This window comes from Kitasatospora sp. NPDC001683 (genome assembly GCF_053596495.1).
Genome location: NZ_JBSFGK010000021.1, coordinates 13156 through 27704, shown reverse-complemented (window position 1 = coordinate 27704; position 14549 = coordinate 13156). Strand labels below are relative to the sequence as shown.

General features: G+C 71.1%; 10 protein-coding genes. 9 read left to right on the top strand and 1 reads right to left on the bottom strand.

Annotation, left to right across the window (positions count from 1 at the left end):
• Positions 1-82 precede the first annotated feature (82 nt).
• On the bottom strand, positions 83-2122 hold the full coding sequence (locus ACWCYO_RS14020; RefSeq protein WP_270149020.1) for a radical SAM protein: 2040 nt from the start codon (positions 2120-2122) through the stop codon (positions 83-85).
• Between the two features lie 550 nt (positions 2123-2672).
• On the opposite strand from ACWCYO_RS14020, the gene ACWCYO_RS14015 reads away from it, so the two are divergent.
• From ACWCYO_RS14015 to ACWCYO_RS13975, 9 genes are all read left to right on the top strand, one after another.
• Entirely contained in the window at positions 2673-3737 is a 1065-nt protein-coding gene (locus ACWCYO_RS14015) for an LLM class flavin-dependent oxidoreductase (RefSeq protein WP_270149018.1), read from the top strand.
• A 52-nt stretch (positions 3738-3789) separates the two neighbouring features.
• A complete protein-coding gene (locus tag ACWCYO_RS14010; RefSeq protein WP_270149016.1) occupies positions 3790-3966 on the top strand; it encodes a thiomuracin/GE37468 family thiazolyl RiPP peptide in 177 nt (58 codons plus the stop codon).
• A gap of 49 nt (positions 3967-4015) precedes the next feature.
• Positions 4016-4192 (top strand): thiomuracin/GE37468 family thiazolyl RiPP peptide, encoded by a 177-nt coding sequence (locus ACWCYO_RS14005; RefSeq protein WP_270149015.1) that lies wholly within the window; start codon positions 4016-4018, stop codon positions 4190-4192.
• A 121-nt stretch (positions 4193-4313) separates the two neighbouring features.
• Entirely contained in the window at positions 4314-6275 is a 1962-nt protein-coding gene (locus ACWCYO_RS14000) for a hypothetical protein (protein ID WP_449784382.1), read from the top strand.
• A complete protein-coding gene (locus tag ACWCYO_RS13995; RefSeq protein WP_449784381.1) occupies positions 6268-7917 on the top strand; it encodes a TOMM precursor leader peptide-binding protein in 1650 nt (549 codons plus the stop codon). The genes ACWCYO_RS14000 and ACWCYO_RS13995 overlap by 8 nt, the downstream gene beginning before the upstream one ends.
• Positions 7914-9476 (top strand): hypothetical protein, encoded by a 1563-nt coding sequence (locus tag ACWCYO_RS13990; RefSeq protein ID WP_449784380.1) that lies wholly within the window; start codon positions 7914-7916, stop codon positions 9474-9476. The genes ACWCYO_RS13995 and ACWCYO_RS13990 overlap by 4 nt, the downstream gene beginning before the upstream one ends.
• Positions 9473-12118 (top strand): lantibiotic dehydratase, encoded by a 2646-nt coding sequence (locus ACWCYO_RS13985; RefSeq protein WP_449784379.1) that lies wholly within the window; start codon positions 9473-9475, stop codon positions 12116-12118. The genes ACWCYO_RS13990 and ACWCYO_RS13985 overlap by 4 nt, the downstream gene beginning before the upstream one ends.
• On the top strand, positions 12111-13088 hold the full coding sequence (locus tag ACWCYO_RS13980) for a lantibiotic dehydratase C-terminal domain-containing protein (RefSeq protein ID WP_270149006.1): 978 nt from the start codon (positions 12111-12113) through the stop codon (positions 13086-13088). Before ACWCYO_RS13985 ends, ACWCYO_RS13980 begins: the two co-directional genes overlap by 8 nt.
• Before the next feature lie 3 nt (positions 13089-13091).
• Positions 13092-14507 carry a nitroreductase family protein gene (locus tag ACWCYO_RS13975; RefSeq protein ID WP_449784378.1) on the top strand — a complete coding sequence of 472 codons (1416 nt, stop codon included), beginning with the start codon at positions 13092-13094 and terminating at the stop codon, positions 14505-14507.
• The last annotated feature ends 42 nt before the right edge of the window (positions 14508-14549 follow it).

The following is a 14549-nucleotide window of genomic DNA, read 5'->3' as shown; positions in this document are numbered from 1 at the left end:
GGTTGGCCAAGGCCCGGCCGGTCGAGCCCGGTGGCGGGCCGCCGGCCGGGTCAGGCGGTGAGCGGGTGGGCCGCCGACGGGGTCAGGCGGTCAACGGGTGGGCCGGCAGCCGGTCGGGCAGTGCGAACAGCAGGTCGTGCAGCGGCCGGCCGGTGCCGTGCCAGATCGACAGCGCGTACACGCTGATCGGGTAGTGGACCCAGCGCGGCGGCGCCCACACCGTGCCGCGCACGGTGCCCCCCTGCCCGGTCGCGTCGAGGCTCGACGGCACGTCGCCGGAGGTGACGAGCAGGTCCCAGGCCTGCCGCGGCACGGCGAACCGCGCCTCGTCGAGGTCCCCACGCATGCTCGCGCGCAGGATCGTCGTCGCCGCGATGTCGAGCGTCAGCGCGCCGTCGACCAGCACCCGGTCGACTCGGAATCCGGAGTCGGCCAGCTCGGCGCACAGCCAGTCGACCGCGGCGTTGAGCAGGTCCGTCGTGGCGCGCTCGGTGGTGATCGCGCGGCACAGCAGCGCCTGGAAGTGCACCTCTTCGGGCACGACGACCCGGTCGCCGATGACCGTCCTGAGCAGCGCCATGTCCACGGCGGTCGGTTCCTCGTGGGCGGCGGCGACGTTGCGGGCGACGGCGCGCAGGAACGGGTCGGCGCAGTCGTCGAGCAGGAACGTCCAGAGTTTCCCGCACAGTTCGACCATCCGGACACCGGTGGTCGAGTGGATGACGCGTAGCGCGCAGCGCAGCAGGATCTTCTGGAACAGCGTCATGGCCACCCGGAACCCCATGCCGTGCACCCATTCCTCGACGGTCATGGTGTCGTGCGCGACGACGACGTCGGCGACCAGGTCGGGATTGGTGACGTCGCAGGGCATCCAGCGCGTCGTCACCTTGTGCTTTTCCTGGAAGGACTCCCGCGAGTAGTCGGTGTTGTTCAGCAGGAGCAGCGGGTAGATCACCGGCGATCCGCCGGCGGTCAGCACCTCCTCGACACCGTCGAGGTACGACTCGTAGGTCTCGCCGGGCAGGCCCCAGATCAGGTCGGTGTAGGTGGGCACGTCGAGATCGCGGAACCGGGAGAGCAGCCGACGGTAGTGGTCGGTGCGGATGTTGGCCCGGTTGGCGATCTTCAGCACCTCCGTGTCGAAGGACTGCGCGGACAGCGTGATCGCACCGGTCAGGTCGGCGGCGTGCAGCATGCTCGCGATCTCCACGATGCGATCGTTGCCGTTCTTCGCCCAGTTCGTGCTGATGATCAGCCGCTTGTCGTGGCGCCGGCAGAGTTCCACGATGTGCTCCGCGATCTGCCGGTCGCGGGCGAGGATGCCGAAGTTCGCGTCCGCGATGAAGAGTGTCGCGTCCGTGGGCATCAGCCGGATCAACCGGTCCAGTTCGGCGAAGATCCGGTCGAGATCGAACTGCCGCACCTTGGAGTTCGTCGCGCCGCCCCAGTAGCAGAACGCGCACTTGTACGGGCAGCCCCGGTTGGTCTCGTAGACGATCATGGACGAGCCCGCGATTTCCTCGTCGGAGTACACCGGGGTGAGGATCGGTGAGGCGACCTGCTCCAGATCGGTGATGCGGTCCGCGTCCGGGTTGGTGACCACGACGCCGTCGGACCAGTGGCTGATGCCGGGGATCGCGGCGAGGTCCCCGTCGACGAGGAAGCAGTGCATCAGGTCTCGGAAGCGCAGTTCGCCTTCGCCGTGCACCAGCACGTCCACCCAGGGGGCCTCGGTGAAGAGTGGATCCTGCTGGTGGCTGACGTCGTTGCCGCCGACCACGACACGGCAGTTCGGCCACCGCTGCTTCACCTGGCGGGCCAGTTCCAGGGACTGGGCGCGGTTCCAGAAGAACACGGTCAGCGCGACGACGAACGGCTCGTCCCAGGAGTCGAGCAGCTCCGTCATCGCCTGCACGCCACCGCTCTGCTCGCGCACGCTGATCCGGAAGTCGCAGCTCTCGTCGAGGACCGGGTCAGCGACCGAAGTCGCCTTGAGATAGCCGAGAGTGACGCTGTACCGGACGCCGTGCATCGCGGTGAACTCGACGAGCTGTACGGACTTCTTCCTGGCGGGCGCCGGTGCTGACGGCCGGCCGGCGGTGGCAACGTGGATCGTGTCCATCGTGGAGGTCATAGCTGCACATCCGTACACAGTCGGGTGGAGTGGACGTTCCGCACGCGGAAGTGGCACGTGGCTCGACCGCCTCGGCGCGACGGGGAGTCGTCGCCTCTCCTGCCTCGAGGTCACTGACGGAGCCGGCCCTCGCCGTTCCGCGCGATTTCCCGCATCGATGCCCGTCCGGAGGTGCGGCGGCTTTCCTATTCCAGGGTCGTCTCGCGACTTTCCGGACACTCACCCCGGCAGCAAGGAGCCGGCCGCACACATGTCGGCAACGGATATACACCGTTGCAGCGCCGGACAGAGGCGTCAATAACGCACTCCTGGCATCCTAGGTATCTCCGGGGATACTTGCGCGAGCCCGAATGAATTTGAGCTTCCGTTGAGCTTTTGAGCCTGCACTGGGCTTGGCCACCTGAATATTGACGACCCCGCAGGCCCGATGTAGCGTCAGCTGCGAAACACCCCGACGGCGCCGAGCGGCCCCGAATCGTGCGGGTGTTAACCCCAGCCGCCGATCTGGCGAATATCCGGTTGTTAGGGAGTGGTATCGGTGCGCTTCGGGCTTTCCTTTCTTCCCGACTGCACGCCGGAGACGAAATCTCCGCAGACTTATTTCAGCGACGCGCTGGAATTGTCGGTCCGGGCCGAGGCGGGCGGACTGGACTCCGTCAAGATGACCGAGCACTACCTCCACCACTACGGCGGATACTGCCCGAGTCCGCTGGGTTTCCTGTCCGCCGTGGCCGCCCGAACGAGTTCGGTCCGGCTGATGACCGGCTGCGTGCTGCCGGTCTTCCACCACCCGATCCAGCTGGCCGCGGAAGCCGCACAGGTGGACGCGATCAGCGGCGGCCGGCTCGACGTGGGCTTCGCGCGGGCTTACCTGCCCGACGAGTTCGACGCGCTTGGCGTGGAGATGGACGAGAGCACCGACCGGTTCCGCGAGACCATCCGCGCGGTGCGGCGGATCTGGACCGAGGAGAAGGTCAGCGAGCAGACGCCGTTCTTCTCCTATCGCGACGTGACCGGACTGCCGCGGCCCACCCAGCGGCCGCATCCGCCGATGTGGGGTGCCGCGGTGCGCACCCCGGAGAACTTCGCCTGGCTGGGCACGGAAGGGCTGGGGCTGCTGATCACCCCGATGATCTCGCCGCACGAGTTCCGTGACCACCTGACCCTCTACCGCGACGCGTTCCAGGCCACGCACGGCGGCTCCGGGCTCCGCCCCCGGGTCACGGCCAGCCTGCCGCTGGTGGTCGCCGAGACCGACGAGCGCGCGGAGGAGATCGCCACGACCTACCTGCGTCGCTACCTGGACGTGTGGGCGGAGGCCGTGAACCCGTGGGACCGCCGGGAATCCTCGGCCTACCGCGGCTACTCCGGATTCGGCTGGATGCTGCGCGGCCTGCAGCCCGCCAAGCTTTTCACCGAAGGCGGTGCGATCGTCGGTTCACCGGCCACGGTCATCGACCGTATCCGCGCCTTCAACAACCACATCGGCGGCGTCGACGAAATCCTGTGGCAGATCGATTTCGGCGCGATGCCGCTCGCCGAGGCTGGGCAGACCCTGGAGCTCTTCTGTGACAAGGTTCTGCCCGAGGTGAAATCACTGTGACTGTTGCCTCCTCGAAACAGGGGAGGCAGCACCGAGAAAAGAATGGGGGTGAATGCACATCATGGAGGGTTTCGACGACCTGGTGCTGGACGACAGCGCCTTCGAGCTGGTGGACCTGGGCGAGGTGGTGCCCGCGTCGGTGACGGCCGGCTACGGCCTGACCGAGCTGTCCGCTTCCGGCGGCCAGAGCAGCTGCTGCTGCTGCTGCCCGTGCTGCTCCTGCACCTGATCCGGTGCGGCGATGACCACTGATCGGCATCGAACGGGAAGGGAGGTGAATGCACGTCATGGAGGGTTTCGACGACCTGGTGCTGGACGACAGCGCCTTCGAGCTGGTGGACCTGGGCGAGGTGGTGCCCGCGTCGGTGACGGCCGGCTACGGCCTGACCGAGCTGTCCGCTTCCGGCGGCCAGAGCAGCTGCTGCTGCTGCTGCCCGTGCTGCTCCTGCACCTGATCCAGGTGCTGATGTCCCCGGCACCTGTGCTCTAGCCGGTGCGTGTTCGTGAACGGGGACCGGGTGGCTCTCGGTCCTTCTCCTGACCAGGCATCAACGAAGGCGTGAAGAAACGGTGGTCATGGAAGTCAATGTCGAGCGGATCCGGCCGCGACTGCGCGGGGACGTCTACGTCATGCGCGTGCCGGAGGGTGCCTACATCCGTAGCAACCTGGGCGGGTCGATGCTCAAGGGTGCGTCGACATACGAGTTCATCCAACGGATCGCACCGCTGTTGGACGGCACCAGGACCCTCGGCGAACTCTGTGCGGCCGCGCCCGAGGCCAGCCGCGCCAACCTGGCCAAGCTGACGATGCTGCTGCTCGGCAAGGGCTACGTCAAGAACGTCCTGGACGACCGTCCGCACACCCTGCCCGCCGACCTGGCCAAGACCTACGCGGCCAACATCGCCTTCATCGAGTACTTCACCGAGTCGCCGGAACTGCGCTTCGAGCACTACCGCGACAGCGGCATCGTGCTGGCCGGATCCGGCCCGCTGCTGCAGGCCCTGACCAACTCGCAGCTGCGCTCCGGCGTGCGCACCGTGTCCCTCGCCCCCTTCGGCGAGCTCGACCGCGACCGCATCGCCGAGCACCTCGCCGCGGGCCGGGCGCAGGACCCGGAGCAGCGGATCGCCTACCTGGACGTCGACGCCGAGCAGCTCGACCGGATCGCGGCCGACGCCACCATGGTGCTGCACGTAGCGGACCGCCCGATGATCGAACGCGCCCTGCTGCTTCCGCAGATCGCGAGCTCCGCGGGCGCCGCTTTCGCACAGGCGGTCGTGACGGGCGACGAGGCCTGGCTCGGCCCGGTGATCGGCAAGGACGGCGACGCCACCGCCTGGGAGTCCGCCTGGCGCCGACTGCGCGCGCTCGCACCGGACCTCGTCGGCGCGGATCTGCGCGACCACCCGGAGGCCGCGCCGAGCGACTTCCTACGCGGCCCCACCGTCGCCCTGGTCGCCAACCAGCTGTGCTTCGCGGCCTTCCGGCACCTCACCGGCATCGACCCGGGCGCCGGAACGGATCACCTGGTCCGGTTCGACCTGGAGACCCTGGAGACCGCGAAGCACCCCTTCCTGGCGCACCCGCTCGCCCGGCCCGGCGTCCCCGACGACCCGGCCCGGCTGGCCGCACTGGCGGCCGCGGCGCCCGTCGACGACGAGGAGCTGGCCCGGCGCGCGGTGGACTGCGTCGGACCGCGAACCGGCGTGTTCGCGGAGGTCACCGAACGCGACTACGAACAACTGCCGCTGTTCGTCAGCGAGGTCGTGGTCTCGGACCCGGTCGGCCTGGCCGGCGGTCCGTTCCCGGTCCACGGCTGCGGCGAGAGCGTGGTCGAGTCGCGCCAGCGGGCCGTCCGGCACGCCTTCGAGCGCTACGCGGCCGTCATGGTCGACTCCCGCAAGGGCGACCGGCTGTACGGCTCGGACGTGCTGACCGGTGAGCCGGTCGCGGTCGACGCCGCGGAGGTCTTCCCCGCGCGGACCGCGGCCTCCGGGGACGACTGGGCCGCGGCCGTGCGCGCCGCCGTGGTCGCGGCGGCCACCGAGAACGTCGCCGCGGCACTCTCCGCCGCGACCGAACCGCTGCCCCGGTTGGACCTGGACGCGGTGGAGCTGGCCCCGCGCGGCGCGCGCTACCTGAAGCTGCTGAAGATCGTCGACCAGGCGTTCGAGGTCCATGACCTCTCCGACCTGCTCGGGCTGCCCACGTTCGCGTTCACCACTCCGGACGCCACCGTCGCCTGCACGAGCGATCTGGACGTCGACGTCGCGTTGGAGAAGGGGTTGGAGCGGACGCTGCTCGCCTACCAGTCCCGGGCCGCGAACCAGCCCGGTTACGCGCCGACGCAGGTGCCCGACCTGCCCGAGCACCTGCGCGGGGAAGCCGGGGCGCGGCCGGCGTCCGTGACCCTCGACGAGGTCGTCACGAGGTTGACGCGCGACGGCGGCCGCGTGGTCGCGGTACCGCTCGACCACGATCCGCTCGTCGCCGAGCTGTGTCCGTTCGTGGTGCGCGCCGTGGTCGTCCATGGCTGACCAGCCCCAGGTGCTCCTCGAACCGCAGCAGGTGATCGTCGGGCCGTGGCCACCGGGCTGCCCGGAGTGTCTGCGCTCCCGGCGCGCCGCCTCGGCCTCCGCCGAACGCGCCGCCGAGATGGCCGCCGCGGTGCCGCACCGGGAGCTGCCGACCTTCCTGGCGGACACCGTCGCCGAGCTGGCCTCGGCCGGGTCCGGGGCGCAGCGGTTCTGGACCGTCGACCCGGCCACGCTCACGCTGTCCCGGCACGGCTTCCTCACCGATCCGCGCTGCCCCGCGTGTTCGGCAGTGCCCATCGACACCGAACAGGGCGCGAGGATTCTCCGCGAGCCGCGGCCCAAGCTCTCGCCCGAGTCGAGCCGCGTCCGCCTGCTGGACCCCAGCGGCCTCGACGCGACCTACGTCGACGGGCAGAGCGGCCTGATCCCCTCGATCACCGCCTATGCGCAGCACTCGTTCCCGTTCACCGAGGCCGTGCTGGCGGTGCCCGGTGTCACCATGGAGGCGGCCGGTTACGGCCGCACCCGGGACTTCGTGTCGGCGAGGGCCATCGCGGTGGCGGAGTCGCTGGAGCGGCTCGCCGCGTACGCGCCGAGCAAGCGGACGAGCGTGACGGCGAGCTACGCCGAGGTGGCCGAGGACGCGATCGATCCCCGCTCGCTGGGGCTGTACCCCGACGACCGGTTCGGCGTCCCGGGCTTCCCCTACCGGGAGTTCACCGAGGACGCGGTGACCAACTGGGTGTGGGGGCACTCCTTCGGCCAGGACCGGCCGGTGCTGGTGCCGGAGAGCTTCGTCTACTACCGGCTGCGGCTGTCCGGCGGGGAGGCCGGGTTCGCGTGCGAGATCTCCAGCGGCTGCGCCCTCGGGGGGTGTTACGAGGAGGCGGTGCTGCACGGCATCCTCGAAGTCGCCGAGCGTGACGCCTTCCTGATGGCCTGGTACGGGCGGACCCCGCTGCCCGAGATCGACCCGGCCACCGTTCCCGACCGCAGGATCGCGCTGGTGGCCGAGCGCATCGAGCGCCAGGGCTACCGGGTGCGCGTCTTCGACACCACGCGGGAACACGGGATTCCGTCGTTCTGGACGTTCGCCGAGGACGTCACCGGAACCGAACGGCCCAGAGCCGTGTCGACCGGCGGCAGCGGGCTGCGCCCGACCGAGGCGATCCTGGCCGCGCTGCACGAACTCAGCCAGACCGTCGAATACGTGACCGTGCTCGCGCTCGATCCGGGCTGGCTCGACCGTGCCCGGCACCTGGCCGACCATCCGGACGACGTCCTGTCGATGGCGGACCACCTGCTCTGCGCCGCGAACCCGGCCACCTTCGACCGGTATTCCTTCTTGACCGACGACCCGGTGGCGTTGACCTGGCAGCAGGGACTCGAACGCTGGAACTGGCCGCGCAACACCGACATCGGCGCGGATCTCGACGAGTCCGTCCGGCGGTTCGCCGCGGCCGGCATGGACGTCGTCGCCGTCGACACCACCTCCACGGAACAGGCATCGGGAGGCTTCAGATGCGTCAAGGTGATAGCACCGGGCTCGGTGCCGATGACCTTCGGGCACACGGCTCGGCGAGTGACCGGACTGCCCCGGCTGCCCCAGGTGCGCAATCCGCACCCGCATCCCTTCCCGTGATCGAGGACGCCGTGATCGAGCGCGAGGACGGAGTCGGCCGGGAGTTCTGGCGAGTCACCCTGGAGGACCTCGCCGAGGCGATGGGAACCCGGCAGTCGGAGTACGGCAACCCGGACGAGCCGCTGAAGTTCAAGATCTACCGCGGTCGGCCCCGCCGCCCGCTGACGACCAGGGTGCCCGGGAAGCTGACCGCGGTCGAGGCCTTCGACGACTCGGCGCTGGCGACGCTGCTGCGCTACGGCTACGGCATCTCCCGGCAGGAGTTCGACACCAACGGCACCTGGCCGTACCACCGGATGGTCGCGTCCGCGCGCTGCCTGTTCGGTGTCCAGCTGTACGTGTGCCTGGCCGACGGCGTCTACCACTACGACGCCGCCCACGACGTGCTGGTACTGCTACGCGACGGGGACCACCGACGACTGCTCACCAGGGCGACCGGAACCGCGGGCAGCCTGCCGGAGGCCGTGTTCGTGCTCTCCGGGCTGTTCGCCAAAGCCGCGTACATCTACCGTGACTACGCCTACCGCCTGTGCACCCAGGAGGCGGGCCTGCTCGCCGGGAACATCGACCTGGTCGCGCGGTCCATGGGTCTGCGGGCTCACCTGCACCATCAGTTCGTCGACGAGCCCGTCCACCGACTGCTCGGACTCGACGCCGACGAGGAACCGGCCCTGCTGGTCATGCCACTGCACCTGGCCGGCGCCGTCACCCGGCGCGCCCCGGTCGTGGAAACGGCCGCGGCGCTGGCCGCGGGCATCGACCCGATCGAACCGGACGTGGTGCGCAGCGGACTGCGGGTCGCAGCGACCTGCCCGACGCTGACCGAGGTCAACCGCGCGTCGCTGCGCGTGGACACCGCGGCCTTCGCCACGGCCGAACCGGCCGTACCGGACGTGTCCGACGGCGAACCGCTGGCCCTGCCCGGGACCGAGGTTCCGGAGGTGAACCTGGCGGACGTCCTGCGCGCCCGGGACTCCGGCCCGGGGATCTTCCGGCCGGTCGCGTCCCGGGTCGACGGCGTCGAACTCTGGGCCCGGCTGGCCCGGGCCCGCGCCGGGGTCACCAGCGACGCCGTCCCGGCCGGCGCGCCCGTCCCACTGGAGATGTTCCTGAGCGTCGGCGACCTCACCGGAATACCCGCGGGCGTCTACCGGCTCGACCCGCAGACCGGCGCCCTGCACCCGGTCGCCCGCGCGGCCGGCGGCGTCGACGCCATCACCGCGATCGAGCGCGTCACCATCCCGGGACCGGTGTTCCGGAACATGAACGCCGTCGTCCACCTCATCGGCGACCGCGACTGGGCGTTCGACACCTTCGGCGACCGCGGCTACCGCGTGATCAACCAGGAGGCGGGGCTACTCGCGCACCGGGTGTGCGTCGCGGCCGCGGCCCAGGGCCTGTCCGGCCGGGTCGTCAACGCCTACCACGCCGAGGGAGTCCGCGCGGCCCTCGGGCTGACCGAGCAACGCCACACGCCGGTCTTCCAGATCCTGCTGGCCCGGACGGGGCCGGGCGGACGCGTGATCGTACCCGTCGAACCCGAGGAGGTGGACCGATGACCAGCCTGTCGGAAGCCCGCCCCGGCGAGGCGCATCACCTGACCGGCTCGGCCGCCGTGGTCCGCCTCGCCGGAAGCCCGGTCGCCGTGCTGGAAGGGCTGCGCGGTGCGCTGAGCTGGCACGCCGCCCGGGAGTTGGTGCGGCTGCGCGCCGAGATCGCCGACGCCGCCGGGGCTCTGTCGGACCAGCTGTACACCGCGATCGGCGCCGCGGGCGACGGCGAGCGGAAGGCCGGACTGGTCGCGGTGCGCCGGGCAGTGCACCGCGGCCGCCGGGTCGATCCGGCGCGGCTGGCCGACCTGCCCACCGAACTGACCGCCCCGGTCCGGGAATGGACCGCGCGGCTCGCCGAACGCGACCGGCTGACGGCCGAGTTGCCGGACCTGCTCGAACAGGACTGGGCCGCGAGCTGCCAGGCGCTGGGCGCCGCGGCCCGGCTGCCCGGGTTCCAACTCGGGCTCGTGCACGCCAATCCGGACGCGTTCCTGGCCCTGCGCAAGTGGTTCGGCACCGGACGCGCGCCGCAGCGCCAGACCGTGCTGCGCCTGGCGCAGTACCTCGCCCGTTCGGCGGCGAAGACCAGCCCGTACAGCACGTTCACCACCAGCGGCCTGGCCTCCTGGAGCCGGTCCGACGCCCTGGTCGAGCTGTCCGGGGGGCAGGTCGCCGCGGCGACCGCGACCGACATCAGCGTCGGGTCGCTGCACCGGATCGCGCGCGCCGTCTGCGAGCGCCCGGAGGTCGTCGGCCGCTGCCCGATCCGGATCAACCCCAGCGCCACCGCCACCGATGACACGCTGGTCTTCCTGGGGCGGCGTCCGGCCGAGCACGTGCACAGCCTCGCCCTCACCCCCACCCTGCGCCGGGTGATGGAACTGATCACGCCCGGGAGCACGCTCGACGATCTGCGGGGCACGCTCCTGGCCCAGGCGACCGACGGGAGCCAGGTCGACGTGTTCCTCCGGCGCCTGGTGACGCTGGGCGTGCTGGAACTCGTGCCGCCGCTCGCCGACCAGACCCCGGACCCGGTCGCCGACCTGCGCGCCTGGCTGCACCAGCTCCGGCAGCCCGGCCTGGAACGGCTGGACCGCACCCTGCACGGGGTGCAGGAGGCGCTGTCGAGCTACTCGACGATCGAGGCGCCCGGCGACCGGGTCGCCGTCCGCGACGCCGTGATCCGCGGTCTGGACACGGCCCTGCGCGAGGTGGGCGACCACGCCCACCTGAACAGCCCGAAGCTGGCCCAGGAGTTCGGCCGGTACAGCTTCTACGAGAACGCGGTGCACCCCGGCACGACGGCCGTGCTGGACCGGAGGAGCTGGCAGCCGCTGCTGGACGACCTCGATGCGGTGCGCACCCTGCTCGGCCTGATCGGGCCCGACCTGCCGTTCAAGCTCACGCTCAGCTCGCTGTTCCACAGCCGCTACCCGGCCGGCGCGGAGGTTCCGCTGCTGGTGTTCTACCGGGACGTGCTGGCCGAACAGTCCGCCGCGGACGAGGCGCCCCCGGCCGCGCGCGCGGCGCGGCCGACGCACAGCCGGTTCGCCGGCCAGGACAGCCCGGTCGAGGCCGTGCGCGAGCTGTACCGCCTGCGCACCGCCGCCAAGCGGCTGCTGGGCGAACGGACGCCCGACCGGGACAGCGTGGTCCGCGTCGGTCCCGAGGAGGTGCGCGCACTGGCCGAGGAATGGCCGGCCTGGGTGCGCACACCGACCTCGGTCGCGGTCTACTGCCAGCTCGCCGAGGCCGCGCACGGACCGGAACTGGTGGTCAACAACATCAACTGCGGCTTCGGCCGGGGCCGCAACCGGGTGCGGCAGATCCTGGACACGCTCGACCTGCACAACGGCGCGCCGGCCGAACCGGGGCTGGCCGCCGGCCGTGACGACGTGCTCTTCGCCGAGTTCGAGGCCGTGGCCCGGTCCGCGATCAACGTCCGGAAGCCCGGTGTCGGGCTGGTCGTCGACTACCCCGGTGTGCGCAGCTCGCGCGAGCACGACGACCTGCTGCCGGTCAACGACCTGTACGTGCGGCGCGGCGACGACGGGCTGCTCGCGCTGGTGTCGCGGCGGCTCGGCAAGCAGATCTGCCCGGTGCACCCGGGGCTCGGTGACCGGCTGCTGCCGCCCGCCGCGCGGTTCATGGTCGAGGCGTTCGGCGAGTCCAACACCTGGTTCGGCCCGCACACCGAACTCCGGATGACCTCGGACCCGCGCGCGGACGACGGCGTGCTCCACCTGCCGCGGTTGATGGTGGGGAACGTCGTGCTGCGACGCGCCATGTGGATGACCCGCGCGGACCGGCTGCCCCGGCGGACGGACGCCACCACCGACGCGGCCTGGATGCTGAGGATGGCCGGTTGGTTGGCCGAACACGGCATCCCCGAGCGGTGCTTCGTGACCGTGCTCGACCCGGGCACGATCGGCCGGGACGGCACCGGCCGGGGGCCGGGCAACGACGCCAAACCGAACTACCTGGATTTCGCGAGCATGCTGCTGCTGCTCGGATTCGAACGCCGGCTCGCCGAGCCGAACGCGATCGTGCAGATCAGCGAGATGGTGCCGGACCCCGGCCAGATCCGCGGCGAGCGCGTCGCCGAGTACATCGTGGAACTCAACGAGCCTGGAGTCACCTATGTCTGATCGCACCTGGGTCAGCGCCCACCTCTTCTACCACGCCGACCAGGATGCCGTGATCGTCGGTGTCGTCCGGCCCGCGGTCGAACGGCTGCGCCGGGCCGGACAGGCCGACGGCTTCTTCTTCCTCCGCTACTGGGAGGGCGGCCCGCACGTGCGGCTGCGGGTGCTCACCCGTCCGGAACACGTCCAGCAGGTCCGTTCGGTCATCGAGGAGACCGCCGCGGAGTTCTACCGGACGTCCCCGTCGCAATCCCCGATCTCCGCGCAGGACTACGCCGAATCCGCGCCCGGTCTCGCCGAGCTGGAACGCATGACCAGCCACGACCCGGTGCTGCACCCGGACAACTCGGTCGCGTTCATCGACTACGTGCCGGAGACCGGGGTGTTCGGTACGGGCCGCGCGCTGGCCGCGGTCGAGAACCAGCTCATGGCGGCCAGCGTGCTGGCGGTCGAACTGATCGCCCGAGGTCGCACCCCGGGGCAGCGGGCCATGGACGCCTTCGCCATGCTGGCCGCCAACCGCACCCTGTTCACCGGCATCCTGCCCGAACTCGCCTATCAAGCACGGTTCATGGTGGAGAGCGGCGGCGCGGCGGCGGAGCTGCTGGGATCGGCGGAGTTCGAGCGGCACTTCGACGCGAACAAGGCCCAGCTGCGCGGCAGTCTGGAGACGGTGTGGGCGGCGACGAGGGGCGTCGCGCTGCCCGAGGCGTCCGTGGTCAGCAACTGGCTGTCGACCGTGCGGGAGCTCAACGACACCCTGGTCGAACTGGAGTTGCTGGGCCGACTGGACGCCTACCCCAGCTTCGAGGCGCCCGCCGACGTGCTGGGACACATCAACCACCTGGTACCGCAGCTGATCGTGGAACGGTGCGCGCACCTGATGTGCAACCGGCTCGGCATCAACCTGGCACAGGAGTCCCACCTGCGGCTGCTGCTGACCAGGGCCGCGTTCGACCTGTGCGCGGTGTGACCCGTGGGCAACGCGGCAAGGCGCTACCAGGAGGACGTGCACTCCCCGACCGAGGTGGCGAACCCGGAGGCGTACCCGCCCCGGGTGGTCAAGAGCTACCCGGACGCACCGCGGCACCCCCTGCCCTGGCCACCGGAGAAGTCCGGCCACCGGCTGGGCAGGCTGCTCGCGGACCTCGGCGGCATCACCCGGTCACAGTGGCTGACCCCGCTGGACATGCTGCCCTTCACCGACAGCTTCGAGGCCATCCCGGACGACGATCCGCTGCAGTGGCTGGTGACCCGCCGCCCGACGCCGTCGGGCGGCGCCCGGTACAGCGCCGAGTGGTACGTGATCGCCGGTCCCGACTCGGAGGTGCCCACCGGCGTCCACTACTACGACCCGGCCCGGCACGACCTGGTGCGCCTGCGCTCGGGTGACTACCGGAGCTGGGTGGCGTCCCGACCCGCCGCCACCGTCCTGGTGCAGACCAATGTGTTCTGGCGGCTGGCCGCCAAGTACGGCGAGATGTACTACCGCCTCGCCTGCCTGGAGGCGGGAATCCAGGTGGCCCAGGCGCTGGTGGTCGCGGGCGACGACAACGCCACGGCCCGGCTGTGCTTCCCCGACGCCGACGTCACCGAACTGCTGGGGCTCGACCCGCGCGAGGAGGGGGTGCACGCGGTCGTCGAGCTCGTTCCGCCGGTGCCCTCCGCGTTCGGCGGTCCGTCACTGGCCGCCTTCCCGCGCGCGTTCGGCGCCCACGCGGCCGTGCTCGCCCAGAGCCGCCCCGGCCCTGAACCGCTGCCGGCCGAGCCTGCCGGAGAGGCCGAGCGGATCGGCCTGCCGCACGCGCGACCGGATCTGGCGGCCGGGACCCGGACCCGTCACGCGGCCATGCGCGGCTTCAGCGGGGAGGTCATGTCGATCGACGCATTGGCCACGATCCTCACCGCCTACGGCCAGCAGGCACGCTGGGACCTGCCGGCCGACCTGGTCGAGTTCTACTGCGTCATCGCCGACGTGGCCGGCATCCCGGCCGGTGCCTACCGCTACCTTCCCGGTGAGCACCAGCTGGAGCTGGTGAGCGAGGGCGATCCCCGGCAGCGACTGCGAGACGCCGCGCTGGCCGCGCTGACCCAGCAGGGCGCCCGCACGGCGAACGTGTGGCTGCTGCCGGTGGGAGACGCCGACGCCGCCGAGGAACGGTTCGGCGACCGCTGGTACCGGGTGCAGCAGGCGGCCGCCGGTGCCGCGCTGCACCGCGCCTGCCTCGCCGCCGCGTCCATCGACGTGGCGAGCCGGATCCAGAACGACGTGCTCACCCATCTGCTGGACGCCTGGTTCGGCCTGACGGGGCGGAAACGGACCCTGCTGATGGCGCACTTCGGTACGGAGCATCCGGCCGGGCAGCGCCCCGAGTTCCGGCTGACCTGGTGAGGGAGAACCGCTCGTGAACGAGCACAGCGAACGAACGACCAC